The organism is Labrys wisconsinensis, assembly GCF_030814995.1.
Taxonomy (GTDB): domain Bacteria; phylum Pseudomonadota; class Alphaproteobacteria; order Rhizobiales; family Labraceae; genus Labrys; species Labrys wisconsinensis.
The window spans coordinates 205,671-232,290 of record NZ_JAUSVX010000015.1 but is presented as its reverse complement, the minus strand read 5'-3'; the positions used below and the strand labels follow the sequence as shown (position 1 = coordinate 232,290).

Genomic DNA, 26,620 nt, shown 5'->3' with positions numbered 1-26,620 from the left:
CCGCATCCACCCTCGTCGTCCTGCCGCTCGTCGTCGCCTTCCTCGCCGCGCAGCGATGGTTCGTCGAAGGCCTCACAGGCGGCGCCGTCAAATGACACCATGACGGCCGCTTGTCAGAAATCCATGATGATGTCGAAATATCGGCCGTCATACCTGGATATCGAAAACTCGATCGGAACGTGCTGGGCATCGGTAGCCAGATGCGTGAGCTCCAGCATGGGCATTGATCTATCGAACTTCATGAGCTTCGTCTCATGCACGTTGGGGGCGACCGCTTTGATCTGCAGCTTTTTGCGATTGATCTGATCGACGCCGTAATGGGCCATCGCCATGCCGACCGACCCCGTCGATGCGATCCATTGCGGAATGCCTTCGAACCGGGGCAGCGGATAGTAGCTCCGCATGATTCCGATTTCCCGGCCGTCGAGGACGCGCATCATGACGATCCGGATGAGCGGATGGCCTTTCGGCAAGCCGAGTGGGGCGCCGTAGCGAATGGCGTTGACGGGATCGACAGAAACCAGGCGGTATTGAAGCGAGCGCCCCTGCATCCTCGCCGTGTGCGACAACCGCGTCTGCCGGCCAATTCTGTACGATATATTCGCCTCCGTCACGAATATACCACGGCCCTGCTCGGCCCTGACGAGATCCTTCAGCCGGAGCTCCGCCAACGCCCGCCTGACAGTATGCCGGTGGACTGAAAACTCTTGGGCCAGCTCCTCCTCCGTCGGCAGTCTGGCACCGGGCTCGAAGCGCCCGTCCTCGATCCACCCTTCCATCTCGAGCTGGATCTCCTTCCACCGAGGGCGCCGTCCGCTCGGTGCCGCCTCATCGCACGGGTCGAAATAGACCATGGGCACATCTCGCTTGCTGTGGCTGGAGGGAAAGGAGGAGGCCAACAGACAACCCCTCACCTCGTCGACGATACTCCACCCCATCTGTCACGGAATTGTTACAGAGAGGAGAGAAGGTCAGTTTCGTAAATATTCACATGACCGCGAAACAAGTCAACCATGCTCACATCAACGTACAGTCGCCATGGTTTCGTGCGTTGGCATGAGTCATTACTTGGGGCACCACGCGCCACTGGTGCCGTCCGGCACGCGGACATTGTGGAGCTTCACCGCAGCGATCGTGACGGGATAGCTCCGAAAGCGCGCGCAGATGGCCCTGATGCCGTGATGCCGCCGGAACACGACATCGGATGGCCCCCACGATCGGCATCCGCGACGACGCTGGTGCGCGCATCGCCGGGCGTTCGGCACCGCGATCTCGCCCCGCCGACCGGACATGCGGGGTGAATCATGCTTCTTGCGACGTATAATATTCACTACGGCATCGGCCGAGACGATCGCTACGACCTGCAAAGAGCACTGTCGGAGGTCGCGCATGCCGACGTCATTGCCCTGCAGGAAGTCGAGATCGGTTGGGCGCGGACGAACTTCGATGACCAGATCGATGCAATCCGGCACGAGTTTCCGGACTATACTATAGCCTGGGGTCCGAATATCGACACGCTGTCGACCGGCAGCCATGGCCGCCGCCGGCAGCATGGCAATGTGATCGCCTCTCGCTATCCGATCCTGTCGATCCGGAACTATCTGCTGCCGAAATACGGATCGCTCGATCATCTCGATCAGCAGAAGGGCGCGCTCGAGGCGCTGGTCGATACGCCGCTCGGCCCCATCAGGATCTACTCGACGCACTTCTGCAGCACGTCGCCCGCGCAGTCGCAACTGCAGGCGGAGTGGCTGCTGCGTCATCATCAATCGGCGCCGGGGCGCGGCCCGGTTCTTGCGGGAGCGCATTCGGATCCCAGCTGGACATCGGAACCGGCGCTGCCCCCCATGCCCGTCACCGCCATCGTCATGGGAGACCTCAATTTCGACGATGATTCCAGCGCTTACGAGATATTGGTCGGCGACTACACCCGACGTTACGGCAACCTCACCCGCCGCGACGGTTTCCTCGACGCCTGGGTGCGTTGCAACGCGGGCACCTCGCGCGAGAACCGGCTGGCCACCGGCGCCACTCTTCTCGGCCACGCGCCGGAACGGGTCGACTATTGCCTTGTCACGCCGGATCTGCGGCCGGCGCTGCGCAAAGCCTGGGTCTCGCACGAGGCCGTCGGATCGGACCATCAGCCCTTGTTCGTCGACGTCGACCGCGGGGGAGACCCGGCATGTGCCGGGTGACGCGACCCGACGGGCGTCGCTGGTGGCTCGGTGTGCTGGCGAAATGCGAGCCGTCGGCGTTGCGCGCCGAGTGGGACGACCTGAATGTCGACCCGGCGTTCTCATGGCTGGTGCAGCCGCAGGCGGGCGTCATCCGGTTGCGTGGCCGGCTGGATCGCCATGGCCATGCTTTCGATGCGGGCCTTCTGCCCGTGACCAAAGCCTCCCTGAAGCTCGAAACCGGGGAGATCGGCATGGCTTACGTCCCGGGGCACAGCATGGAGCATGCCGGGCTCGCCGCGCTGCTCGACGCGCTGCTGCAAACGGACCTGTGCCCGATCATCGTGCCGGCGATCGAGCGCCTCGAGGCCGCCCGGCAGGGACGGGCTGCGGAAGCCAGGCGATTGACGGCGGCGACAGCGGTCGAGTTCACGATGAAGGCGCAGAATGACCTTTGACCTTGCAAGTCCGTCGAGCGCGTTCCTCGGATTCGCCGATCCGCCGCGCGATTCCCAGGTGACATTTCGCGCCTTGATGGATGCCATGTCGCGGCCGGCTCAGCCTGTGCCGCTCACGGTCGCCTGCGACATGCCGCCGACGCTCGATCCGGTTGTCGCGGCTGTCGGCCTGACCCTGCTGGATGAGACCACGCCGGCCTGGGTCGATCGACGCCTGATTGATCAGGAGTCGATCGACTTTCTTCGTCATCACGCCGAGGTGACGCTCGCCGAGGAGCCTGAGGAGGCTGCGTTCGTCATACTCGGCTGCGGGTCGGACAGCGCGGATGTCCTGCAGCGGCTGTCCCGCGGAACCCGGTCCGAGCCGGAAACATCAGCGACCGCAATCGTCGCGCTGACGAACGGCGGCGAGCCGTTGGACTATGTCGCCAAGGGGCCGGGGATCGAGAATGCGGTGGTGCTCTCACTGAGCAGCGCCTCTCGTTCGCTGATCGATGCCGCTCAGCTTCTGAATGCCGACTTCCCACTAGGCATCGAGCTGATTCTCTGCATCGGGGAAACTCTTGTCGGCCTCCCCAGAACCACGAGGCTCACGCTGTGCAGAACACCGTCATAGGCGGCGAGCGCGCCATACGCGCGTCGCTGGCGTTGCTGGAGAGGCAGAAGCGCGGCGATGCCGACGTCGCCAAGATCGAGCCGGATCAAATTCTGCAGCAGCTCGGTCGCGCCATCGATCGCGTCACGTCGGAGGCCGGGTATCTCGATCGGACGATGGCCGCACGGGCGATCCACCAGGCGCAGGGCGATCTCGCCGAAGCGACGACCCTGCTGAGGGCGTTCAAGTCGACGCTTCCCTGTTTCGGGATCGCCGAACCCTTCGACACGGATCGGATCGCCATACGCCGCAGGATCGCGACCACGCACAAGGATATTGCCGGCGGCCAGTTTCTGGGCGCGACGTATGACTATACGCACCGTCTGCTCGGAACCGGAACAGCCGTCGATCTCGACGATGGAGACCTGCTGGACGTCGCCCCACCGGCTCGCGACCCCGTGCTCGGCTCGGCGTTCGCCTCGGAGGAGCTTCAGCCGCTGCTGATCGCTCCCTCCTCGCATGAGCCGGCTGCCGCGTGCCAAGCCGAGCGCGCGTCACGCCTGGCATCGCTGGCCCTTGCGGACGAGGGCACCCTGACAAGCGTGGCCAATGCCGCAATGCAGGACATGGGCACCAACCACCCGCTGGTCGCAGACCTTCGCGTCGGCGAGGTCGGCGTGGCGCTTCGCATCGAAGACCTCGGCCTGGCGGTGGACCTGGCCGATATTCTCGTGACCGAATGCCAGACGATTCATGAAACCATCGACGGAGCAGGCCGCCACGACCCCGGATTTACCCTCGGCTATGGCTTGTGCTTCGGCCAATCCGAGCGGAAAGCCATCACGATGGCGCTGGCGGAACGATGGCTGCGCTGGGACGAGTTTGGCGAGCCGCCGTCTTCCGTGGGACAGGACGCCGCCTTCGTGCTTCGCCATGCCGACCCTGTCATCGGCGCCGGCCAGGTGCAGCACCTGAAGCTCCCCCACTATGTCGACTTCCAGGCGCAGATTCAGACCCTGAAGGCGATGCGAGACGGGAGCAACCGATGACGACGCGCGCCTCGGACGGCATTCTCGGGGATCGCGGCCCCGCCGGCACCCCGAGCTTCGTCCATGAGAATGAAAAGCGGGCGGTTCGCCGGACCATCCTGAAGGCGATAGCCATCCCCGGCCATTTCATCCCGCACGAGGGCGGCGACCTGCCGCTTCCCAGCGGCTGGGGGACGGGCGGGATCCGGCTGACCGCATCGATCGCAGGTTCGCGCGACGTGCTGAAGGTCATCGACCAGGGCACGGACGAGGCGACGAACGCCTCCTCCATCCGGCGCTTCTTTCAGTCCTCCGCGGGTCTGCGGGTGACGAAGAAGGCGTCGGAAGCAACGCTCATCCAGTCCCGGCACCGCATTCCGGAAACGCCGCTGCACAACGGCCAGGTCCTGATCCTGCAGGTGCCGCTGCCGGATCCGTTGAGAACGCTCGTCCGTTCCGAACTGGAGCGCCGCCGGCTCCACGGCAATCGCGAATACGGCCTGATGTTCCTGAAGCTCTATGAGGATGTGACACGGTACGGAACGGAGAATACCGCCTTCGCTCACCCCGTTCGAGTGAACGGCCACTATGTGGTGTCGCCCTCGCCCATACCGAGATTCGACAATCCGAAGCTGAACCGCAGCGCCGGGCTGATCCTGTTCGGCGCCGGCACGGACGGCAAGATCTACGCCATTCCGCCTTACACGGATGTGGCGAGCCTGGCATTCGACGACCGCCCTTTCCACAGAGGGGTGACGGGGCGGACCTGCCTTCGATGCGGCGCGACCGATTCCTATCTCGATGAAGTCTTCGCCGCCGACGGCACCGCCTATGCCTGCTCCGACACCGACTATTGCGAGCAGCGCCGCGATGCGGCCGCGGCGAAGGCCACCTGACATGATCCCTTCGGCAGTCCATCCGAGCCTGTTGCGCGCCCGGCACGTCACCAAAGTCTATCGCGGTGGTCATGGCTGCAGGAACGTCTCTCTCGAGGTTCGATCCGGCGAGATCCTCGGCATTGTCGGAGAGTCCGGCAGCGGCAAGTCCACGCTGCTGTCATGCCTGGCGGGCCGCAAGGAGGTGGACCGGGGGAGCATCGTCTATCGATCCGAGAAGTTCGGCCCGATCGATATGGCCCCGGGTGCCGATGATCGGATCGCGCAACTCCACCAGTCGGAGATCGGCTATATCCATCAAAATCCTCGCGATGGACTGCGCATGTCGGTCACCGCAGGCGGCAATATCGCGGAGAGAATCATCGTCGACGGCAATCGATGCTATTTCGACATTCGTGAACGGGCCACCGAGTGGCTTTGCCGTGTCGAGATTCCCGAGGGCCGGCTCGATGATCTGCCTGCGGAGTTTTCGGGAGGCATGCTGCAGCGCTTGCAGATCGCGCGCAATCTGATCTCCGGGCCACGCATCCTGTTCATGGACGAGCCGACCGGCGGACTCGACGTCTCGGTGCAGGCCCGCCTGCTCGATCTGTTGCGCGGTCTCGTCCGGCAGTCCGGCATAGCCGCGATCATCGTCACCCACGATCTCGCGGTCGCGCGTCTCCTGGCCGACCGGCTGATGGTGATGCAGCGCGGCCTGGTGATCGAGGAAGGGTTGACCGACCAGGTGCTCGACGACCCGCACCATCCCTACACCCAGCTCCTCGTCTCCTCGGTGCTGCAGGCCTGAGATGCCGTCATGACCGTCGTTCTCCGCGTCAGCGGCCTTTCCAAGACCTTCACGCTCCACACCCAAGGCGGCGCCGAGATCCGCGTCCTCCAGAATGTCGCGCTGGATATCCGGGCTGGCGAATGCGTCTGCCTGCACGGGCCCTCCGGCGCCGGCAAGTCGACGTTGCTGCGCTCGCTCTACGCCAACTGCAAGCCCGACGCCGGCCAGGTCGTCGTGCAGCACGACGGCGCATCCGTCGATCTCGCCAGCGCCGAGCCCTGGACGGTGATCGAGATACGCCGCCGCACCATCGGCCATGTCAGCCAGTTCCTGCGCATCATCCCGCGGGTCACGACCCTCGACGTCGTCGCCGAGCCGGCGATCGCCCTCGGCGTTCCGGCCGCAGAAGCCCACGCGCGGGCGAAAGCGCGCCTCGCCCGCCTCGCCATCCCCGAGCGGCTCTGGTCGCTGGCGCCCGCCACCTTCTCCGGCGGCGAGCAGCAGCGCGTCAACATCGCCCGCGGCTTCGTGGTCGACTACCCCATCCTCCTTCTCGACGAGCCCACCGCGTCGCTCGACGCGATCAATCGCAAGACCGTTGTCGCCCTCATCCACGAGGCCAAGGCACGCGGCGCGGCGATTGTCGGCATCTTCCATGACGAGGAGGTCAGGAATGCCGTCGCCGACAGGCTGTTCGAGGTCGGGATGACCGGCGCGATCGAACGGCCCCTGATGGAAGCCGCATCGGGAGCCGCCTGACGTCCGATGCATCGCAGCACGACGACGTAGGCCCGTCATATCCGGCGACGATGCCCGTTCGTCAGCCCCGCGGCCGGGTGGAGACCTGCCGCATCGCCGCCCCCCAGCCCGCGCGCAGCAGGCCGGCGAGGCCGGTGGGGTAGACCAGCATCACCACGATGATCACGAGCGCGGTGATCATCGGGCGCCAGGGGCCGAAATCGGCCATGACCTCGGAGAAGACCGTCAGGACGAAGGAGGCGAGGATGGCGCCGTAGATGGTGCTGGTGCCGCCGAGCAGCACCATGGACAGGATAATGGTGCCGAGGCTCATGCCGAACACGTCGACCGAGGCGTTGCGCTGGTAGGCGGCGTAGAAGGCGCCGGCGACGCCGGTGAAGAAGGCGCTGGCGGCCAGCGTGATCAGGCGCTGGCGGGCCAGCGAGATGCCGCGGCTCACCGCATATTCCTCGTTGTCGCGCAGGGCGACGATGCTGGCGCCGAGGCGCGAGCGCACCAGGACGCGCAGGAACACCGTGCTGGCCGCGAGCAGGCCAAGCGCAATGTAGAAATAGGCGAGCTTGCCGTCGCGGATCATGTTGTGCTCGCCGATGGTGAGCGAGGGGATGCGTACCATGCCCTGGGTGCCGCCGGTGAGCTCGGACTGGCTGAGGATCACCTGCATCACCAGCTGCGCGAAGCCGAAGGTGACGAGGATGATGTAGATGCCCTTGAGCCGAAGGATCGGGATCGTCACCACGGCCGCGGCCAGCACGGCGGCGAAGCCGGAGGCGACGAGCGCCAGCCAGGGGTCGAGGCCGGCGAGCTTGGTGAGGAGGCCGTAGGCATAGACGCCGATGCCGAAGAGGGCGAGATGGCCGAAGTTGAACACGCCGCCATAGCCGAGACTGAGGTCCCAGTTCGAGGCGACCACGCCGTAGATGAAGGCCATGATCAGGACGTGGCGCGAATAGGCGTCGCCCAGGGCGAGCGGCAGCAGCGCCAGCAGGGCGAAGCCGACGACGAGGCCCATGGCCTCCTGCGGCCAGGGGGTGCGGCCGGGCGCGGGCGACATCAGGCCAGGCCTCGCGAGCTGCCGGAGAACAGGCCCTCCGGACGGACCATGAGCGTCAGGATCAGCACGGCGAACAGTAGCGCCGGCGTCCAGTAGAGGCCGAACCAATAGCTGCACGCCGCCTCGAAGAAGCCGATGAGATAGGCCGCGAGGATCGGGCCGGAGATCGAGGAGAGGCCGCCGAACACCACCACGATCAGCGCCTTGAGCAGGGGATCGCCGCCCATGGTCGGCGACATGAAGCGGTAGCCGCCCATGAAGATGCCGGCGAGGCCGGCCAGCGCGGCGGATATGGCGAAGGCCAGGCCGTAGAGCGCGGTGACGTTGAGGCCGACCAGCAGGCTCGAATCCTCGTTCTGCGCCACCGCCCGGAGCGCCAGGCCGAGGCGGGTGCGGTTGAGGAACAGCCAGAGGGCGCAGAGCACCAGCGGCGTCACCACGATGATGGCGATCTGGTGCAGGGAGACGCCGAGGCCGGCGACGACGACATTGCCGTCGATCAGCGGCGGCACCTGCTTGGAGCGCGGCCCCCACAGCGTCAGGGCGCCGTTCTCGATCAGCGAGGCGGCGGCGAGGGTGGTGATGACGACGACGAGCACGATGTTGGGCCGGCCGATCAGCGGGCGCACCACCGCCGCCTGCAGGGCCCAGCCGACGCCCGCCATGGCGGCGACCGCGAGCGGCAGGGCGAGCGCGAAGGGCAGGCCCCAGGCGGCGAGCTGCCAGGCGAGATAGGCGCCCAGCATCATGAACACGCCGTGGCCGAAGTTGAACACGCCGATGGTGGTCCAGATCAGCGCCAGGCCGACCGCCATCATGGCGTAGAGCGAGCCCTGGAACAGGCCGCCGAACAGGATATCGCCGAACGTGCTCATCCGCGCATCCTCATGGCTGCCGCTCGTGACCGAAATACATGCGCATGATCTCGCCGTGATCCATGCTCTCGCCCGGCTTGATCTCGGCGGCGACCTCGCCGTGGTTGACGAGGTAGAGGTGCCCGCTGAGCTCGAGCAGGAACTCGACGTCCTGCTCGACCACGATCAGCGGCACGCCGCCGCGTGAGATGTCGAGCACCGCGGCGCAGAGCTCGTCCTTGACCTTGGGGGCGAGGCCGAGGGTCGGCTCGTCGAGGATCAGCAGGCTGGGATGGCTCATCAGCGCCGTGCCGATCGAGACCATCTGCCGCTCGCCGCCGGAAAGGGTGCGCACGCGCTGGCGCCAGCGCTCGCCGAGCTTGGGGAAGATCTTCAGCACCTTCTCGCGATTCTCCGCCTCGTGCGGCCGGGCATGCGGGGAATGGGCGCCGAGGGTCAGGCACTCGCCGATGGTGAGGTTGGGAAAGAGGCGGTTGCCCTGCGGCACGTGGATCAGGCCGAGGGCGACGATGTCGCGCGGGCGCCGGCCGATGATGTCCTCGCCGGCGAAGCGGATGCGCCCGCCCGTCGGCCGCAGCAGGCCGGAGACGGCGCGCAGCAGCGTGGTCTTGCCATGGCCGTTCGGGCCGAACAGGCCGACATTGCCGAAATGGCCGGCGGCGAGGGTCAGCCCGTGCAGCACGCCGACCCGGCCGTAGCCGGCGCTGAGGTTCTCGACCTCGAGCAGGGCGCTCACGGCCTGGCCCTCCTGGTGCCGAGATAGGCTTCGACCACGCGCGGGTCGGCGATGACGGCCTCGGGCGCGCCGGCGGCCAGCACCCGGCCGTTGTTCAGGACCAGGAGATGCTGGGAGAGGGTCATCAGGAAGGTCAGGACATGCTCGATCAGCACGATGGTGACGCCGCGAGCGGCGATGCGGCGGATCAGGCCGATCGAGGCCTCGATCTCCGGCTTGGTCAGGCTCGAGGCCGGCTCGTCGAGCAGGAGCACGCGCGGCTGCATGGCCACGGCCGTCGCCAGCATCAGGCATTTGCGCTCGTAGACCGAAAGCTCGCCGGCGAGGCGCCCGAAGGCGCCGTCGGGCAGGCCGACGACGTCGAGCGCCTCGGCCGCCGCTTCGCGGATCACGCGGGCCGGCCGGCCGGGCTTGCCGAAGCCGGCGCCGATGAGAGCGTTCTCGAACACGGTGAGGCCGTCGAAGCTGGTCTCGCGCTGGAAGGTGCGGGCAAGCCCGAGGCGGGCGATGGCATCGCCGGTCCGCGCCTGGATCTCGGTGCCGTCGAGGCGCACGCGCCCGCGGTCCGGCCCGAAGGGGATGCCGGTGACGATGTTGAACAGCGTGCTCTTGCCGCTGCCGTTCGGGCCGGCAATGCCGAAGATCTCCCCGGCGCCGACGCTGAACGACACGTCATCGACGGCCTTCAGCGAGCCGAAGGCCTTCGAGACGGCTTCGATCTCCAGGAGCGCCAAGGCTCACTGCATCCAGGGCTGCAGCTTGAAGCTGTCGGTGGCGTATTTGGCCGGCGAGATCAGCGCGCGCTTGCCGTCCCAGATCTGGAAGAAGGTGATCGGGATATAGTCGTCGCCCTGCATGGCGAGATGCGTGGCGGGGTCGAACTTCAGCCGCCCGGCCACGGTCGGCTTGTCGGTCTCGCCGAGCGCCTTCATGATCGCCTTGTGGTCGGCGGGATCGCCCACCTTCCTCAGCGCGTCGAAATAGATGTTGACCATCTCGTAGAGGGCGACGCCGTAGGTGCCGCTCTCGACATTGTACCTGGCCTTGAACTTGGTCGCCACTTCCTCGGCGCGGGGATTCTTCGGCGAGACCAGCGAGCCGCCGAGCAGGTCGTAGATCACGCCGTCCGACTTCTTGCCGGTGAGCTGCACGAATTCGGGCACGCTCGGGGCATATTGCAGGAAGACCAGGCTCTTGGTCGGCTGCTCCAGGAACTGGTTGAGGAAGGAGGCCGAGTTGCCGGGGAGATAGTCGGTGTTGATCACCACCTCGGGCGGGTTCTGGCGCACCTTGGCCAGGATCGAGCGCCAGTCGGTGACCTCGCCGAACGGCACCATCTCGTCGACCGTGACGGTCCAGCCCTTGGCCCCGAAGGTTTTCTTCATGCCCTCCGAGATGGTCTTGGAATAGGCGTTGTCGGAGGAGATGATCGCCACCGTCTTGTGCGCCAGCTTGAGCTTGCCCTCGGCGGCCAGGTTCTCGGCGAAGGCGGTGACGTCGGTGTTGTAGGCGTCGAAGGACGGCGTCCACGACCAGCAGCACATGTACTTGTCGGGGTTGGGCGCGATGATGTCGCGGGTCTGCTGCGAGGTCGCGGCCAGCATGTAAGGCATCTCGGCCTCTGCCATGTTGTCGATCTCGAAATTGGTCAGGCTGGCATAGCCGGTCAGCATCATGTGCACGTCGGCGTCGCCCAGCAGGCGCTCCACCGCGCTGGTGACGTTGCCGGAGGACTGGTCCTTCACGTCGCCGACCACGAGCTCGAAGGTGTTGCCGCCGATGCCGCCGGCGGCGTTGACCTCGTCGATCGCCAGCTGCGCGCCGCGCTGGAACTCCTGGCCGTCGGCGCTGGCCGGGCCGGTCAGCGGTGCGAGGAGGCCGATCTTGACCACGCCGGCGGAGGCGCTGCCGGCCATCAGCACGGCCGCTGCCGCGGCCATCATGGTGCGGCGCAGCCGCCGCGTCGTCGATCCCGTGTCCGTCATGTCGCCACGCACTCCCCTCGTCCCGCCCGGCTTTGCCGGTCCGGCCGTTCCATGAAGTCAATGTGTCGACAAAATACTCATATTCTGACGGATTTGAAAAGATCATTTCAGCGGCAGCTTGCGGAGAAAGCAGGCGTCTGCGACGATCCTGCGACACATGGGAGCCGGACATGAAAGAGACCACGCTGGAGACGAGCCACGGGCGCATCGCCGTGCGCGAGACGGAGGGCGGCGGCACGCCCATCCTCTTGATCCACGGCAATTCCTCGTCCGGCGCCATCTTCGCCAACCAGATGGCAGGCCCGCTCGGCCGGCGCCACCGCATCCTGGCGCCCGACCTGCCCGGGCACGGCGCCTCCGGCGACGCCCTCGACCCCGTGCGCAGCTACAGCATGCCCGGCTATGCCGACGCCATGACCGAGGTGCTGAAGCTTTCGGGCATCGACAGGGCCATCGTCTTCGGCTGGTCGCTGGGCGGCCATATCGGGCTGGAGATGATCTCGCGCTATCCCGGCCTCCTCGCCCTGATGATCACCGGCACGCCGCCGGTCTCGGCCGCCGAGGTGAGCCTGGGCTTCCGGCCGAGCCCGCACATGAACCTCGCCGGCAAGGAGCATTTCACGGCCGAGGACGTGGAAGCCTATGCGCGCTCCACCTGCGGCGAGCCGTTCGAGCCGGTTCTGCGCGACATCGTCGCCCGCACCGACGGGCGGGCCCGCCGCCTGATGTTCGAGAGCTTTGCCGCGGGGCGGGGCGACGACCAGAGCGCGATCGTCGCGACCTCCAAGGTGCCGCTCGCCGTGGTCAACGGTGCGGACGAGCCTTTCGTCAACACCGACTTCGTCGCGAAGGTGCGCTACGCCAATCTCTGGGAGGGCCGCTGCCACCTGATCGAGAATTCGGGGCACGCGCCGTTCTGGGACAAGCCGGCCGAGTTCGACGCGATCTTCGAGCGGTTCGTCGGAGATTTCGCCGAGGCCTGAAAGGTCGTCCGCAGACGAGCGCGCCGCGCTCTCCGCCGTCATGGCCGGGCATAGGCGATCTTCCATCGCCGTCTCTTGCAAGACGCCGAGGCAGAGCCTCGGCTATGCCGGCCATGACGAATCGCCTCACGTGTTCCCGGACGGCGCCTGAGCCGACGCCGGGTCCGGCCTATTTGCCGCTCGTCTTGATGCGGGCGTCGCAGGCGCTCCAATATTTCGGCCAGGTCGGATATTGGGCCTGGAGCGTCGCCTTGTTGGCCTTCCATTCCGCGCCGCATTCCTTGATGCGGGCGTGCTCGCCGGCCGCGCCGCCGGCGGTCAGCTCGGCGGTGGTGATCGGCGTCGCCGGGGCCGCGGCGGGAGCGGGCTTGGTCACCTTGACCGGGGCCGGCGCGGGGGTGGCCGGCGCGGGAGCCGGGGCCGCCGCGGGAGCCGGCGCCGGCGTGGCCGGGGTAGCCGGAACGGCCGCCGGAGCCGCAGCCGTATCGGCGCACTTGGCCTTGCGGAAATCGTTCCACTTCATGCCGTTGAGCGTGCCCGCCGTCTTGGCCTGCTGATAAAGGGCGCTGCAATCCTTCCGCGACATCGCCTCGGCGCTGGACAAGGGCAGGATGCCGAGAATGGCCGCCGCCGCCAAACCCGCGAGCAGGCCGTTCACCATACGTGTCATGACTAAACCCCTCTTGGCCGCCCGGGACTGAACGCCGTCGGCGGGCCCGGCGGACGGCCTAGTGTCCCGCGCAAATGGGTCATCATCGCGGCCCGGACGGGCTTCGCGCTGTTACAAATCGGTACCGAAGAACGCCGGTGCAGCCCCTTCCGCACAGGGCAGAGACCCATTTCGGGGGCCGGCCGGTCTCGCCGTGCCAGAAACAATTCCCGCCGCGGTTGCGCCCGGATCATCGAGGGCGATCGCAGTCGCTTGACGCGTTCAAAATATCTACATATGGTCTGCTCGTTCTTAAAAACGGCAAACGTTCTGTAGGTATATCCGTGAACGCAGAGGACGGCGACCAGCGCAAGCCTTATTCGATCGGGCACGTGACGAGCGTCACGGGCGTCAACGCCTCGACGCTGCGCTCCTGGGAGCAGCAGGGGCTGATCGAGCCGGCCAAATCCTCCGGCGGGCGGCGCACCTATGACGAGGGCACGATCCAGCGCATCGTCGAGATCAGCCGGCTGCGCCGCGTCTACGGCTATGGCATCGCCGGGGTGAAGCGGGCGCTGGCCGAGAAGCAGGCCGAGGCGCCCGCCGCGCTGCCGGACGGGGAGGCGCCGGCCGAGCCGCTGACCGACCGCATCGGCGCCCGCGTCCGGGCGCTGCGGGTCGAGGCCGGCCTGTCGCTCCGGCAGGTGGCGGAGAAGACCGGCGTCGCCGCCTCCCATCTCAGCATGTTCGAGCGCGGCGTCGCCTTTCCCTCGCCCTCGCGTCTGGCCGCCATCGCCCGCCTGTTCAACCACAGCCTGGCCGACTTGCTCGGCGGCACCTCGACCCGCGGGCGGCCGATCATCCGCCGCGGCCAGGGTCGCATCGTCGGTTCCTTCGGGCCCGGCGTCTCGGTCGAGCAGCTCACCGTCGGCGAGCAGCTGATGGACTGCGAGATCTGGACCATCAGCCCCGGCGCGGAGAGCGACGGCTTCTACGCCCATGACGGCCAGGAGCTGATCCACGTGCTGGAGGGCGCCTTCGAGCTCGCCCTCGACGGCGAGGAGCCGCAGGTGCTCGGCGCCGGCGACAGCGCCTATTTCGACTCGACCCGCCAGCACCGCTGGCGCAACCCCGGCAAGGCGGCGGCGGTGGTGCTGTGGGTCAACACCGACATGCGCCGCCTCGCCTCGTTCGAGCAGAAGGGCACGGCCCGCTCGCTCGGACTCGGCCCGGCGGTGGGCGCGGGCATCGGCGAGCAGGCGCTCGCCCTCGCCCTGCCCGAGGGCTGCCAGACCTACCGGGTCGTCGACACCCACACGGCCGGCCATCCCACCCGCGTGCTGATCGAGCCGCTGGAGGGCCTGGACGGGGCGAGCGTGCGCGAGAAGCGCGACCGCTTCCGCGAGAAGCACGACCGGCTGCGCTCGCTGCTGCTGCACGAGCCGCGCGGCCATGCCGCCACCTTCGGCCTGGTGCCGGTCAAGTCGGACGAGGCCGATTTCGGCGCCATCTTCGTCTCCTCCTACAAGTATCTCGACATGTGCGGCCACGGCACCATCGGCTATGCCCGGGTGCTCGCCGCGCTCGGGCGCCTCGGCAGCCGCTCGTCCTTCAGCCTGGAAGTGCCGGCCGGCGTGGTGCAGGTCGAGCTCGGGCTGCACGGCGCGCCCGAGAACATCACGCTGCAGAACGTGCCGAGCTTCGTCGGCCTGGAGGCGATGGCGCTGCCGGAGATCGCGCCGGGCTGCCGCGCCTGCCTCGCCTATGGCGGCGGCTGGTACGCCAATGTCGACGTCGCCGGCCTCGGCCTCGCCATCGTCCCCGACGCCGTCTCGCAGCTGATGGCGATCGGCGCCCGCATCAAGGAGGCGGTCAACGCCCGCCTCCCGGCCCTCGGCCTCGGCTTCGCCGAGATCGACAGCACCCTGTTCCACGAGGAGCGGCCGGGCGCGCGGCCGCGCCAGCTCGTCATCCTCGAGCGCAACAAATACGACCGCTCGCCCTGTGGCACGGGCCTCTCCGCCCGCATGGCCGAGCTCGCCCTCGCCGGCCGGCTGCGGCCGGGCGCGGCCTACGAGATCGAGAACGTGCTCGGCGTGCCCTTCCTCGGCGAGGTGGCGGCCGAGACCAGCGTCGCCGGGCGGCCGGCGATCGTGCCGCGCGTCACCGGCCGGGCCAACCTGTCCGGCTTCTCCACCCTGATCGTGGAAGCCAACGACCCGCTTCCCGACGGCTTCCTGTGCCGATGAGGCCGGGCTTGGAAAGCGCAACAATGCGCGAAACAGAGGGGACTTCCGCAATGACATTCTTGAGACGACTGCTGCCGCTGCCGATCCTGGCCCTGGTGCTGGCCCTGGCGACGGCCCTGACCGCATCCCAGGCGATGGCCGACCCGAACAAGACGCTCGACCGGATCAAGGCCAGCGGCGTGCTGCGCTTTCCCGTGATGGTCGGCGAGGAGCCGGGCTATGTGAAGGATCCCGCCACCGGCAACTGGAGCGGCTTCTACATGGACTGGGCCGACGACATCGCCGGCCTGCTCGGCGTCAAGGTCGAGCCGGTGGAGACCACCTGGGGCAACCTCGCCGCCGACTTCCAGGCCAACAAGATCGACCTGGTCTTCGGCCTCAACCCCAATCCCAAGCGCGGCCTCGTCGTCGACTATCTCAACGCCCCGCTGTTCACCGATGCCTGGGCTGTTGTCGCCAAGAAGGGCTTCGAGAAGAAGAGCTGGGCCGAGCTGAACGACCCGTCCGTGCGCATCGTCGTGCAGAAGGGCGGCACCATGCAGGTCGTCGCCGAGGCGATGACGCCCAAGGCCCAGATCATCCCGGTGGAGGAGCGCCCGCTCGGCGTCCTGGAGATGCAGGCGAACCGGGCCGACGTGATGATCCTCGCCATCTTCGACGCCATCCAGGTGCAGAAGCAGATCAACGGCGTCGTCATCCTGCCCAAGCCCATGCTGCTCAATCCGGCGATGATCGGCATCAAGCGCGAGGACGGCAACGAGGGCTATGCCAACTGGCTCGTCAACTGGGTGAACCAGCAGCGCGCCCTCGGCCTCGCCCAGGGCAAGCTCCACGCCGCCTTCGAGAAGGCCGGCATCGACCTCTCCGTGCTGCCCGCCGAGTTCAGCTTCTGACACGGGAGAAGCCAATCCTCACGCCCGCCACGCCAGCCGATCCCCTCCCCCTTGCGGGGAGGGGATCGGCGCCCGTCGAGCGAAATCTGAAGCCGACGCGGCTCCCATCTCCGAGGACCACCCATGTTCGACTGGACGATCCTCGTCGCCAACCAGCACCTGCTCTGGTGGGGGTTGCTGACGACGCTGAAATACACGCTCGTGACCTCGATCGCCGGGCTGGCGATCGGACTTCTCGTCGCCCTTGCCCAGCTCAGCCGGCTGCGGGTGCTGCGCTATCCCGGCCGGGTGTTCGTGGAGTTCTTCCGCAACATCCCGCTGCTGGTCTGGCTGCTCTGGAGCTACTACGCGCTGCCGATCTTCGCGGGGATCAACATCACCAAGGAGATGGCCGGCGTTGTCGCCCTCAGCCTCTACGTCGCCTCCTATTATGCCGAGATCCTGCGCGCCGGCATCCAGTCGATCGACCGCGGCCAGACCGACGCCTCGCGGGCGCTGGGCATGTCCGACCTGCAGGCGATGCGCCGCATCATCCTGCCCCAGGCCGTGCGCCGGATGATCCCGCCGCTCTCCGGCCAGACCATCATCCAGATGAAGAACACGACGTTGCTCTCGGTCATCACCATCCCGGACCTGCTCTACCAGGCGGGCTACATCTCCTCCTTCACCTACCGGCCGATGGAGGTCTACACCGCCGTCGGCGTCGTGTTCCTCGTCATCCTGGTGCCGCTGACCTGGCTGGCGCGCCGCATCGAGACCATGGGAGCGCAGGGATGACCGAGCCCAATCCCGCCGCGACCCCGCTGGTCGAGATCGCCGGCCTGCGCAAGTCCTTCGGCCCGGTTGAGATCCTCAAGGGGATCGACCTCACCGTGCGCCGCGGCGAGGTCGTCGCCCTGGTCGGCTCCTCCGGCTCGGGCAAGACGACGCTGCTGCGCTGCGTCAACCTCCTGGAGACGCCCTCCAGCGGCCGCATCACGGTCGAGGGCAAGCCGTTCTTCGAGCGCAGCGGCGGCGAGGACCGGGCCGGCCTGCCGCGCAAGGCGATCAACGCCATGCGCAGCCGCATCGGCATGGTGTTCCAGCATTTCAACCTGTTCCCGCACATGAGCGTGCTCGGCAACGTCATGGAGGGCCCGCGCACGGTCAAGGGCGAGGCGGACGCCTCCAACCGCGCCCGCGCCATGGACCTGCTCGCCAAGGTCGGCATGGCCGGCTTCGCCGATCGGCGGCCGGATCAGCTCTCCGGCGGCCAGAAGCAGCGCGTCTCCATCGCCCGGGCGCTGAACATGCAGCCGATGCTGATGCTGTTCGACGAGCCGACCTCGGCCCTCGACCCGGAGCTGGTCGGCGAGGTGCTCAAGACCATGATCGCCCTCGCCCGCGAGGGCACGACCATGCTGGTCGTCACCCATGAGCTCGGCTTCGCCCTGGAGGTCGCCGACCGCGTCGTCTTCCTCGACGCCGGCACCATCGCCGCCGATGGCCCGCCCCGCGAGGTCCTGATCCATCCGCCGACCGAGCGCATCCGCGCCTTCGTCAACCGCTTCCACGAGACCGCCGAGCTGATGAAGCCGCTGATGGGCTGACCCGCCCCTCCCCCTCATCCAACCAACACGAGATCCGAGCATGACCAATCCCGACTGGCGGGGCATCCACAGCGTCCTCGTCACGCCCTTCAAGGCCGACGGCGCCATCGACTTCGCGCGCTTCGAGGCGCTGGTCGAGGCCAACATCGCCAACGGCGCCGACGGCGTCATCGTCTGCGGCAGCACCGGCGAGTTCTACACCATGACGGTGGAGGAGCGCGACGCGCTGTTCAAGGCGACGGTGGCGGCCGCCGCTGGCCGCGTGCCGGTGCTGGCCGGCGTCTCGGACCTGCGCACCGATGTGGTCCTCGACCTCTGCCACCGGGCCGAGACGGCGGGCTGCAACGGCATTCTCGCCCTGCCGCCGATCTACGCCGTCCCGGACGAGCGCGAGGTCGATCATTTCTACCGGGCCGTGGCCGGCGCCTCCGGCCTGCCGGTCATGCTCTACAACAGCCCGCGCCGCATCGGCGTCAATATCGGCCCCGACCAGGTCGCCCGGCTCGCCGAGCTGCCGACGGTGGCGGCGATCAAGGATTCCTCCGGCGACATCGTGCAGGTGACCGAGCTCGCCCGCCGCGTCGGCGACCGGCTCTCGGTCTTCGTCGGCTACGAGACCATGATCCGCGCCGCCCTGCCCGTCGGCGCCGTCGGCGTCGTCGCCATGGCCCACCAGCTCTCCGGCCGCCTGGTCCGGCGCTATTTCGACGCCTGCGCCGCCGGCGACAAGGCCACCGCCGACCGTCTGGAGCCGGCGCTGTTCGCCATCTACCGCTGCTTCAAGACCGGCAGCTACTACGCCGGCATCAAGGCGACGATGAACGCGCTCGGCCAGCCCGTCGGCGCCCCGCGCGAGCCGCTCCTGCCCTTCACCGAGGCCCAGCAGGCCAAGGTCGCCGCCATCCTGGCCGAGGCGCGCGTCGCCGACGCCATCCGCTCGCTCGCCTGAGGCCGCCATGCGATCCACACGCATCATCCAGGGCATCGACAGCCACACCGCAGGCTGCCCACTCCGCCTGATCACCTCGGGCTTCGGCCCGATCCGCGGCAAGACCATGGTGGAGAAGCGCGCCGACCTGATGACCCGCGACGAGCTGCGCCAGCTCGTCCTGTTCGAGCCGCGCGGCAGCTTCAACATGCCGGCCGCCGTGCTGACCGAGGCCTGCTCGCCCGACGCCGATATCGGCATGATCATCCTGGAGCCGGACACCTATCCGCCGATGTGCGGCCATTGCGCCATGGCCGTGGCAACGATCGCGGTCGAGGCCGGCTACATCAAGGCGGTGGAGGGCGAGACGCTGGTGCGGCTCGACACGCCGGCCGGCGTGGTGCCGGCCCGCGTCGCGGTCGAGAACGGGCGCGCGGTCTCGGTGACGCTCGAAATGCCCGCCTCCTTCCTCTACCGCCGCGACGTGATGCTGGAGACGCCGAGCTTCGGCCGGGTGCGCGGCGACATCGCCTTCGGCGGCGATTTCTACCTCCTGGTCGAGGCGGCCGATCTCGGCCTCGACCTCGTTCCCGAGCAGGCCTGGCAGCTGGTCGGCGCCGCGGCGGAGCTGCGCGCCGCCCTCAAGGACGTGCCGGTGCAGCATCCGACCATGACCCATATCAACGAGATCTACCAGATCGAGCTGATCGGGCCCGGCAACGGCACCACCTCGGACGCGCGCAACGTCGTGGTCTGCCCGCCGACCGTGATCGACCGCTCGCCCTGCGGCACCGGCACCGCCTCGCGCATGGCGATGCTGCACGGCCTCGGCCGGATGAAGGCCGGCGACACGCTGCGGCATGCCGGCATCCTCGACACCGTCTTCACCGGCCGGATCACCGGCGAGACCAGGCTGGCCGAAACGCCGGCCATCACCTGCACGGTGACGGGCAGCGCCTATCTCACCGGCACCTTCAACTTCCTCCTCGACCCGCACGACCCGTTCCAGGCGGGATTCCGCCTGACGGGCGTGTGAGGCGGGGCGAGAGGCATCATGTCCGACAGCTTCGATCCCAACACGCTCGACGTTTCTGCCGACCACGTCATCGCCGGATGCCGCGTGGCGCGCGGCGGCGCCGAGGTGCCGGTCCTGCGTCCCTCCGACCATGCCGGGATCGGCGTCATCCGCGACGCCGGCGAGGCGATCGTCGACGAGGCGGTGCGGGCCGCCGACGTGGCGCTGCGCAGCTCGGGCTGGGCGAGCGCCAATCCGCTGGAGCGCGCCGCGGTGCTGCGCCGCTGGGCCGATCTGGTCGAAGCCCGTCGCATCGAGCTCGCCCGGCTCGAATCCGCCACCTCGACCCGCCCGATCGCCGAGACCCTCGCCCGCGACGTCATCCGCGCCGCCGGCGCCATCCGCTACTTCGCCGAGTTCGCCGACAAGATCGAGGGCACGGTGGTCGGCACCGGGCCTGATGACACCTGCATGGTGGTGGCCGAGCCCTACGGGATCGTCGCCTCGATCACCGCCTGGAACTTCCCGCTGATCAACGCGGTGTGGAAGTCGGCCCCGGCGCTCGCCGCCGGCAATGCCGTGGTGCTGAAGCCCTCCGAGCTCACGCCGTTCTCGGCGGCGCGCCTCGCCGAGCTCGCGGTCGAGGCCGGCCTGCCCGCCGGCCTGTTCAACGTGGTCCAGGGCCTCGGCGCCACCACCGGCTCGGCGCTGGTGCGCCATCCCCTCGTCCGCAAGGTCACCTTCACCGGCTCGACCGCCACGGGCGCCAGGATCATGGCCGATGCGGCGGCGACCGGCACCAAGCCGGTGACGCTGGAGCTCGGCGGCAAGTCGCCCCAGCTGGTGCTGGAGGACGTGCGCGACCTCGGCCCCGTCGCCACCCATGTCGCCAACGGCTTCCTCGCCAATGCCGGCCAGGTCTGCACCGCGGGATCGCGGCTGATCGTGCCGCGCCGGCGCGCCGACGAGCTGATCGAGCGCGTCGCCGGCCTCGCCGCGGCCCGGCGCCCGGGCCCGACCTGGGAAGACGGCTCGACCCTGTCGCCGATCGTCTCGGAGCGGCAGGCGCAGCGCATCGAGCGCCTGCTCGCCGAGACGCTTGCGGCCGGCGCCGAGGTCGTCACCGGCGGGCGGCGCGTCAGCACACGCAATGCCGGCGCGACCTTCGAGCCGACCATCCTCAGGAATGTCGGCGAGGACAGCGTCGGCTTCCGCGAGGAGTTCTTCGGCCCCGTCCTCGCCGTCTATCCCTATGACGACGAGGAGCAGGGCATCGCCATGGCGAACCATCCGCTCTATGCGCTGGCCGCCAGCGTCTACACCGACGACGCCCGCAAGGCGCTCGCCGTGCCCCGCCGCATCGAGGCCGGCACGGTCTGGATCAACACCCATGGCCGCCAGCCCGGCTACGGCCATCCCCAGGGCGGCTTCAACCATTCCGGCTTCGGCAAGGAGATGGGGCGGGCGGGGCTGGAAAGCTTCGTGCGCCGCAAGACCCTCTGGCACTCGCACGGCTGAGACATGAACCCCTACGACTACGCCATCATCGGCGGCGGCGCCGCCGGCGCCGTGCTCGCCGCCCGCCTTTCGGAAGAATCGCGCTTCCGCATCGTGCTGATCGAGGCCGGGCCGGACACGCCGCCCGGCGAGGAGCCGGCCGACATCCTCGATTCCTATCCGATCGTCGCCTATTTCAACCGCGCCTATCATTGGCAGAACCTGCAGGTCCACCTGATGGACCCGGAGATCCGCTCGGCCCCGCCGCGGCGCTACGAGCAGGCCAAGGTGATGGGCGGCGGCACCAGCATCAACGGCATGTTCGCCTTCCGCGGCCTGCCCTGGGATTTCGCGGGATGGGCCGAGCGCGGCGCCGAGGGTTGGGCCTGGGACGACGTCCTGCCCTATTACCGCAAGCTCGAGCGCGACATGACCTTCGGCGCGACGCCGCTGCATGGCGGCGACGGGCCGATGCCGATCCGCCGCATCCCGCGCCAGGACTGGTCGCCCTTCACGCAGGCCGCCGCCCGGGCCCTGGAGGGCTTCGGCTACAGCGACATCGGCGACCATAACGGCGACCCCAGCGACGGCTTCTTCCCGATGTCGATCAACAATCCCGACGGCACGCGCATGTCGACCGCGCGGGCCTATCTCACCCGCGAGGTGCGGGCCCGGGCGAACCTGACCATTCTGGCGGGAGCCGAGGCGCGCGGCCTGGTCTTCGACGGCAACAAGGCCTCGGGCGTGGTGGTGCGCGAGGCCGCGGGCGAACGGACGATCGGCGCGAACGAGGTGATCGTCTGTGCCGGCGCCATGCAGACCCCGCCGATGCTGATGCGGGCCGGCATCGGCCCGGCCGCGCATCTCAAGGAGCACGGCATCGCGGTCCGGGCCGACCGGCGCGGCGTCGGCGCCAACCTGCAGGACCACCCGATGGTGGCGCTCGCCGCCTATCTCCGCCCCGGCAACCGGCTGCCGCCGACCATGCGCCGCCATATCCAGATGGGCTTTCGCTACTCCTCCGGCGTGGCGGACACCACGCCGGGCGACATGTTCATCCTGCCCTCGAACCGCGCCGCCTGGCACCCGCTCGGCAAGCGCCTCGCCTCGATCCTGGTCTGCGTCAACCGGCCCTATTCGACCGGCCTGGTGCGCCTGACGGGCTCCAGCCCCGACGACGCGCCCTTCGTCAATTTCCGCCAGCTCTCCGACGAGCGCGACCTCGTGCGGCTGGAGGACGGCATGAAGCGGCTGTGGAGCATCATCTCCGCTCCGGCCATGAAGGGCGTGATCGCCGAGGTGTTCCCCGCCAGCTTCTCCGAGCGGGTGCGCAAGCTCGGCGCGGTCAACCGCAAGAACTGGTTCCTGACCCTGATCGCCGCGGGCGTGATGAGCACCGGATCCCTGGCGCGCAAGGCCATGATCGAGAGCGTGATCAGCCCCGACGCCAGCGTGCGCGGCCTGATGGCCTCCGGCAACGCGCTGCGCGAGTGGATCGTCGAGAACGCCTGCGGCAGCTGGCACGCCAGCGGCACCTGCCGGCTCGGCCGGGCCGACGACCCGGATGCGGTGGTCGATCCGCAGGCGCGCGTCATCGGCGTCGACGGCCTGCGCGTGGTCGACGCCTCGATCATGCCGAGCGTCGTCAGCGCCAACACCATGCTCACCACCATCATGGCCGCCGAGAAGGTGGCCGACGCCATCAAGGCCGGGCGGTGACGCCCCTCCTCCCTTCCCGCTTCGAAAAGGATCCGTCATGAACGCTATCGTCCGCAACGTCATCGGCGGTCGCCACAGCGCGCCCGGCGGCAGCGAGCGCTACCGCGCCATCAATCCGGCCAGGCTCGACGACATCGTCGCCGACTATGCCTTCTCCTCCGCCGCCGACGTCGAGGCAGCGGTCGAGGCGGCGCGGCGCGCCCTGCGTCCCTGGCGCGAGACCTCGGCCATCGCGAGAGGCGAGATCCTGACCAAGGCCGGCATCGCCCTGCGCGCCCGCGCCAAGGACTTCGGCGCCCTGATGAGCCGCGAGATGGGCAAGCCGCTGGCCGAGGCGATCGGCGAGGTCGACTATGCCGGCAAGGTGCTGCAGTTCTACGGGGCCGAGGCGCAGCGCCCGGCCGGCGAGACGCTGCAGTCCGGCCGGCCCAACGTGCATTACTACACGGTGCGCGAGCCGATCGGCGTGGTCGGCGCCATCACGCCCTGGAACTTCCCCTTCTCCATCGCCTGCTGGAAGCTCGGCCCCGCCCTGGTCAGCGGCAACACCGTTGTGTGGAAGCCGGCGCCGCATCATCCCGGCTGCTCGCAGGCGGTGCTCGACATGCTGGTCGAGGCCGGCCTGCCCGAAGGCGTGGTCAACCTGGTGCATGGCGGCGCCGAGACCGGCGGCGCGATCGTCGCCGACGCCCGTATCGCCGGCGTCTCCTTCACCGGCTCGACGCCGGTCGGCCAGGCGATCTATCGCCAGGTCTCCGGCCGGCTCGCCCGCGCCCAGTGCGAGATGGGCGGCAAGAACGCGCTTTATGTCCATGCTGAGGCCGATCTCGACAAGGCGGTGATGCTCACCGTCGAAGGCGCCTTCCGCAGCGCCGGCCAGAAATGCACCGCGACGAGCCGCGTCCTGGTCGATGCCGCGATCGAGGCCGCCTTCACGGAGAAGCTGCTGGCGCGCGTCGCCGAGATCCGGGCCGGCGACCCCTTCGACGCCGCGACCTTCCTCGGGCCGGTGGTCGACGAGCGGCAGTTCGCCAAGGTGCGCGGCCATATCGGCGCGGCCATATCGGCCGGCCAGCGCCTGCTCGCCGGCGGCGCCGAGGCGCCGGTCGACAACGGCTATTTCGTCGCCCCGACCGTGTTCGGCGCCGTGGCCGCCGATGCGCCCATCGCCCGCGAGGAGATTTTCGGCCCGGTGGTGGCGCTGATCCCGGTCGGCGGTCTCGAGGCGGCGGTCGAGACGGTGAACGGCACCGATTACGGCCTCAGCGCCACCATCGTCACCCGCGACCTCGAAGCGGCGCATCGCTTCGCCCGCTCGGTGGAGACCGGCGTCGTCGGCGTCAACCTGCCGACCGCCGGCGTCGAGCTGCACGCGCCCTTCGGCGGCTGGAAGGGCTCGGGCCTCGGCGTGCCGGAGCAGGGCCTGAAGATCCTCGACTTCTACACGAAGTGGCGCAGCGTCGCGATGCAGTTCGCCTGAAGGGGGCGACGTCGAGCCTCGCTTCGTCGATCCGGATTTCCGGACTCCGCCCGCCGGCGGAGCCTGGAAATCCTGCATTATCTCTGTGTCTTAGCCGACATTCCCGGACCGGGACCATTGTCGGGCCCGGGATTTTCTGCTTAGGACTGGGCGGAACAGAACCCGAATGGGACGGATCGCGTGCAGAGTGGGAAGGAGCAGGTCGCCGAGCAGAGATGGCTGCCCGATGTCGCCGTGCCGTCCGCCCCGACTGGCCTCGACGCGGAGGCGATCGCCCGGCATCCGCGCTTTACCGCGTTCCTGCGCCAGCAAGCCTCGACCCTGGTGTCGATCCACGCGGTCAATCCGCGGATCGCGTCCGTCTTCGCCACGCAGCAGCGCTGGCTGATCGCCCATCTCGCCCTGGCCCACTATTTCCGCGGCAGCGGCGCGGAGGGAAGCTCGGGCTTCCACGTGACGCCGTTCCTCGACGCCGTCGAGGCGCACGGCATCGCCAGCCGCAACACGGCGGACGCCTTCCTCAAGGAGATGGGACACTACGGCTATCTCGCCAAGGCAGCCGCCGGGCCGGACCGGCGGCTGCGGCCGCTGGAGCCGACCGCGATCAGCCTGGAGATGATCTGCGCCTGGCTGGCCACCCATCTCACCACGCTCGACGGGCTCGACGACGGCCAGCGCTGTGCCGCCTTCCTGGCGCAGCCCCAGGCGATCGCCGCGATTCAGCCGCGCATCGCCGACGCGCTCATGCAGTCCGGCGCCATCCGCGAGCCCGGCACCACCTTCTCGCTGTTCACCTGGCTGAACGAGGGCGGCATCGTCATGGACTGGCTCTATGCCGGGCTGGGCGAGATTGCGCCGGACTGCGAGCGCATCCCCACTCACGTCACCTCGATCGCCGACCTCGGCAGCCGGATCCGGCTGTCGCGCACGCATCTCACGCGCAAGCTGCGCCTGGCCGAGAGCCTGGGGAGCCTGGGCTGGCTCGGCAAGCGCGGCAAGTCCACGCTCTGGGTCTCCGCCGGCTTCGTGGCGGAATATCACGCCCAGCAATCGGTGAAGCTCGCCATCATCGGCGACGCCTTCCACGCCGTGCTCGGCCAGCGGCGCTGAACCGCCCCGGGGCAGTATTCGGGTCGATCCTCCCAAGAAAAGTGCGCTTCTCGGGCACGTCAAGCCTTATGCCTCGGCCGCTTTCCCAAAGGTTCGGGACAGCACCAACGGCCGCACCGGCGCCTGCCGGGCGGCTCCAAGCTCCGAGGATACGCCATGAAGCTCGCAACCGCCCTGCTGACCGCCATCGCCCTGATCGCGGTTCCCGCCGCCGGACCCGCCTTCGCCAATGCCGATGACGACGCCTGGATCGCCAAGTGCGTCAGCGACAATGCCGACCAAGGCCAGAGCGCCGAGACCATCGCCGTCTACTGCTCCTGCATGAACGGCAAGATGTCCTCGTCCGAGACGCTGTCGATCACCGCCTGGGAGAAGCTGCATCCGGCGGAGGAGAAGGCCTGCTCGAAGGCCGCGAACTGGAAGGGCTGAGCTCGGCACGCCACCCGGCCCGACATCGGCCGGGCGGGGTGGCATGCCTCACATGGGCCGGGACAGCCCACAACCGGCGGATTATTGATCCTTGGTCAGGACGAGCGTGATGAACGCGGCGGCGAGAACCGCCCTGACGAAGGGATTGTCGATATTCTGCATGCCACCCGAGACGCGCTCCAGCTCGTCCTCGGCGAGGACGCGCAACTCACCGCCGGCAGCGGTCTGCGCATTGTCGGTCTGCGGGCGGGTGGTGAAACGGTGGGACAGTTTCATGCTTGTCTCCGTCGCTTGACCAGGTCCTGATCGGACAGGACCTGCTTTCGCGCCCCAGCGACCGAAGTCTGGCAGGCTCTCGCCCCGGACGCTGTAACTTCGAACACATGCCGGCCCCCTGGGACCGGCACCGGCGTGCCGCCGGGTGGCCGCCATGTCAGCAAGACCGATCGCCCCGGGACCGGGGCCGTTTCCGGGCCGGCGCGAGGGCGCCGTCCAGGCCAGCCGGCCGTAGCGAACCAGGAGCGTATCATGTCCTATCTGCCGGAGCCCGAGGCTCGGGCGCTCGTCGAACGGGTCCTGCACAAGGCCGAAGCCGGCATGCCGCCGGGCCTTCGCCTCGGCGAGGGCGAGCGCCAGGAGATCGTGCAGATCCTGCTGGCGGGCGTGGATGGCGGCGAGACCGACCTCCACGCCCTCGCCGCCGTCGCCCTGGCGCTGGCAGAGCGGCCGGTCGGGGGATAGCGGTGG

The 26,620-nt window shown here is 68.5% G+C and carries 28 protein-coding genes; 20 read left to right on the top strand and 8 right to left on the bottom strand.

Features of this window, described 5'->3' with window-relative positions; genetic code table 11:
- Positions 1–113 precede the first annotated feature (113 nt).
- Positions 114–854 carry a phosphonate metabolism transcriptional regulator PhnF gene (phnF, locus tag QO011_RS31600; protein WP_307281408.1) on the bottom strand — a complete coding sequence of 247 codons (741 nt, stop codon included), beginning with the start codon at positions 852–854 and terminating at the stop codon, positions 114–116.
- 450 nt (positions 855–1,304) lie between these two features.
- Between phnF and QO011_RS31595 the strand changes: the two genes are divergently transcribed.
- The 7 genes from QO011_RS31595 to phnL are packed head-to-tail and all read left to right on the top strand — an operon-like array spanning position 1,305 to position 6,682.
- Entirely contained in the window at positions 1,305–2,195 is an 891-nt protein-coding gene (locus tag QO011_RS31595) for an endonuclease/exonuclease/phosphatase family protein (protein WP_307281407.1), read from the top strand.
- Complete coding sequence (gene phnG, locus QO011_RS31590) at positions 2,183–2,632, top strand: phosphonate C-P lyase system protein PhnG (RefSeq protein WP_307281404.1); 450 nt, start codon at positions 2,183–2,185, stop codon at positions 2,630–2,632. The genes QO011_RS31595 and phnG overlap by 13 nt, the downstream gene beginning before the upstream one ends.
- Positions 2,622–3,248 carry a phosphonate C-P lyase system protein PhnH gene (gene phnH, locus QO011_RS31585; RefSeq protein ID WP_307281402.1) on the top strand — a complete coding sequence of 209 codons (627 nt, stop codon included), beginning with the start codon at positions 2,622–2,624 and terminating at the stop codon, positions 3,246–3,248. The genes phnG and phnH overlap by 11 nt, the downstream gene beginning before the upstream one ends.
- Positions 3,230–4,276: a carbon-phosphorus lyase complex subunit PhnI gene (locus QO011_RS31580; protein WP_307281400.1), complete on the top strand. Its 1,047-nt coding sequence runs from the start codon at positions 3,230–3,232 to the stop codon at positions 4,274–4,276. The genes phnH and QO011_RS31580 overlap by 19 nt, the downstream gene beginning before the upstream one ends.
- The gene (locus tag QO011_RS31575) at positions 4,273–5,151 is read left to right on the top strand and encodes an alpha-D-ribose 1-methylphosphonate 5-phosphate C-P-lyase PhnJ (RefSeq protein WP_307281398.1); all 879 of its coding nucleotides are present in this window, start codon (positions 4,273–4,275) and stop codon (positions 5,149–5,151) included. The genes QO011_RS31580 and QO011_RS31575 overlap by 4 nt, the downstream gene beginning before the upstream one ends.
- A 1-nt stretch (position 5,152) precedes the next feature.
- Positions 5,153–5,941 carry a phosphonate C-P lyase system protein PhnK gene (phnK, locus tag QO011_RS31570; RefSeq protein WP_307281394.1) on the top strand — a complete coding sequence of 263 codons (789 nt, stop codon included), beginning with the start codon at positions 5,153–5,155 and terminating at the stop codon, positions 5,939–5,941.
- A gap of 9 nt (positions 5,942–5,950) precedes the next feature.
- Positions 5,951–6,682 (top strand): phosphonate C-P lyase system protein PhnL, encoded by a 732-nt coding sequence (phnL, locus tag QO011_RS31565; RefSeq protein WP_307281391.1) that lies wholly within the window; start codon positions 5,951–5,953, stop codon positions 6,680–6,682.
- Positions 6,683–6,743: 61 nt separating this feature from the next.
- On the opposite strand, the gene QO011_RS31560 is transcribed toward phnL, so the two are convergent.
- The 5 genes from QO011_RS31560 to QO011_RS31540 are packed head-to-tail and all read right to left on the bottom strand — an operon-like array spanning position 6,744 to position 11,332.
- Positions 6,744–7,736, bottom strand: a complete 993-nt coding sequence (locus QO011_RS31560; RefSeq protein WP_307281387.1) for a branched-chain amino acid ABC transporter permease — start codon at positions 7,734–7,736, stop codon at positions 6,744–6,746.
- Entirely contained in the window at positions 7,736–8,611 is an 876-nt protein-coding gene (locus tag QO011_RS31555; protein WP_307281384.1) for a branched-chain amino acid ABC transporter permease, read from the bottom strand. Before QO011_RS31555 ends, QO011_RS31560 begins: the two co-directional genes overlap by 1 nt.
- A 10-nt stretch (positions 8,612–8,621) precedes the next feature.
- Positions 8,622–9,347, bottom strand: coding sequence for an ABC transporter ATP-binding protein (locus QO011_RS31550; RefSeq protein ID WP_307281382.1), 726 nt, complete (start codon positions 9,345–9,347; stop codon positions 8,622–8,624).
- Entirely contained in the window at positions 9,344–10,081 is a 738-nt protein-coding gene (locus tag QO011_RS31545; RefSeq protein ID WP_307281379.1) for an ABC transporter ATP-binding protein, read from the bottom strand. The genes QO011_RS31550 and QO011_RS31545 overlap by 4 nt, the downstream gene beginning before the upstream one ends.
- 3 nt (positions 10,082–10,084) lie before the next feature.
- Positions 10,085–11,332: an ABC transporter substrate-binding protein gene (locus QO011_RS31540; RefSeq protein ID WP_307281376.1), complete on the bottom strand. Its 1,248-nt coding sequence runs from the start codon at positions 11,330–11,332 to the stop codon at positions 10,085–10,087.
- Between the two features lie 170 nt (positions 11,333–11,502).
- On the opposite strand from QO011_RS31540, the gene QO011_RS31535 reads away from it, so the two are divergent.
- Positions 11,503–12,315, top strand: coding sequence for an alpha/beta fold hydrolase (locus QO011_RS31535; RefSeq protein ID WP_307281374.1), 813 nt, complete (start codon positions 11,503–11,505; stop codon positions 12,313–12,315).
- Positions 12,316–12,484: 169 nt separating this feature from the next.
- On the opposite strand, the gene QO011_RS31530 is transcribed toward QO011_RS31535, so the two are convergent.
- Positions 12,485–12,985: a hypothetical protein gene (locus tag QO011_RS31530; RefSeq protein WP_307281372.1), complete on the bottom strand. Its 501-nt coding sequence runs from the start codon at positions 12,983–12,985 to the stop codon at positions 12,485–12,487.
- Positions 12,986–13,308: 323 nt separating this feature from the next.
- Here QO011_RS31530 and QO011_RS31525 point away from each other — a divergent pair, with 323 nt between their 5' ends.
- The 11 genes from QO011_RS31525 (at position 13,309) to QO011_RS31475 (ending at position 25,873) form a co-directional block, all read left to right on the top strand.
- A complete protein-coding gene (locus QO011_RS31525; RefSeq protein ID WP_307281370.1) occupies positions 13,309–15,213 on the top strand; it encodes a proline racemase family protein in 1,905 nt (634 codons plus the stop codon).
- Positions 15,214–15,263: 50 nt separating this feature from the next.
- Positions 15,264–16,106, top strand: coding sequence for a transporter substrate-binding domain-containing protein (locus tag QO011_RS31520; RefSeq protein WP_307281367.1), 843 nt, complete (start codon positions 15,264–15,266; stop codon positions 16,104–16,106).
- Positions 16,107–16,229: 123 nt separating this feature from the next.
- A complete protein-coding gene (locus QO011_RS31515) occupies positions 16,230–16,883 on the top strand; it encodes an amino acid ABC transporter permease (RefSeq protein WP_307281364.1) in 654 nt (217 codons plus the stop codon).
- The gene (locus tag QO011_RS31510) at positions 16,880–17,695 is read left to right on the top strand and encodes an amino acid ABC transporter ATP-binding protein (protein WP_307281361.1); all 816 of its coding nucleotides are present in this window, start codon (positions 16,880–16,882) and stop codon (positions 17,693–17,695) included. The genes QO011_RS31515 and QO011_RS31510 overlap by 4 nt, the downstream gene beginning before the upstream one ends.
- 40 nt (positions 17,696–17,735) lie before the next feature.
- Positions 17,736–18,644 carry a 4-hydroxy-tetrahydrodipicolinate synthase gene (dapA, locus tag QO011_RS31505; protein ID WP_307281358.1) on the top strand — a complete coding sequence of 303 codons (909 nt, stop codon included), beginning with the start codon at positions 17,736–17,738 and terminating at the stop codon, positions 18,642–18,644.
- 7 nt (positions 18,645–18,651) lie between these two features.
- Complete coding sequence (locus QO011_RS31500) at positions 18,652–19,659, top strand: proline racemase family protein (RefSeq protein WP_307281355.1); 1,008 nt, start codon at positions 18,652–18,654, stop codon at positions 19,657–19,659.
- An 18-nt stretch (positions 19,660–19,677) separates the two neighbouring features.
- Positions 19,678–21,156, top strand: a complete 1,479-nt coding sequence (locus tag QO011_RS31495) for an aldehyde dehydrogenase family protein (RefSeq protein ID WP_307281352.1) — start codon at positions 19,678–19,680, stop codon at positions 21,154–21,156.
- 3 nt (positions 21,157–21,159) lie between these two features.
- Positions 21,160–22,854 (top strand): GMC family oxidoreductase, encoded by a 1,695-nt coding sequence (locus QO011_RS31490; protein ID WP_307281350.1) that lies wholly within the window; start codon positions 21,160–21,162, stop codon positions 22,852–22,854.
- Between the two features lie 37 nt (positions 22,855–22,891).
- Positions 22,892–24,334 (top strand): aldehyde dehydrogenase family protein, encoded by a 1,443-nt coding sequence (locus QO011_RS31485; RefSeq protein ID WP_307281348.1) that lies wholly within the window; start codon positions 22,892–22,894, stop codon positions 24,332–24,334.
- A 180-nt stretch (positions 24,335–24,514) separates the two neighbouring features.
- Complete coding sequence (locus QO011_RS31480) at positions 24,515–25,444, top strand: hypothetical protein (protein ID WP_307281346.1); 930 nt, start codon at positions 24,515–24,517, stop codon at positions 25,442–25,444.
- 156 nt (positions 25,445–25,600) lie between these two features.
- On the top strand, positions 25,601–25,873 hold the full coding sequence (locus QO011_RS31475) for a hypothetical protein (protein ID WP_307281343.1): 273 nt from the start codon (positions 25,601–25,603) through the stop codon (positions 25,871–25,873).
- An 81-nt stretch (positions 25,874–25,954) separates the two neighbouring features.
- On the opposite strand, the gene QO011_RS31470 is transcribed toward QO011_RS31475, so the two are convergent.
- Positions 25,955–26,149, bottom strand: coding sequence for a hypothetical protein (locus QO011_RS31470; RefSeq protein WP_307281341.1), 195 nt, complete (start codon positions 26,147–26,149; stop codon positions 25,955–25,957).
- A 252-nt stretch (positions 26,150–26,401) separates the two neighbouring features.
- Between QO011_RS31470 and QO011_RS31465 the strand changes: the two genes are divergently transcribed.
- On the top strand, positions 26,402–26,614 hold the full coding sequence (locus tag QO011_RS31465) for a hypothetical protein (RefSeq protein ID WP_307281338.1): 213 nt from the start codon (positions 26,402–26,404) through the stop codon (positions 26,612–26,614).
- Positions 26,615–26,620: the final 6 nt, after the last annotated feature.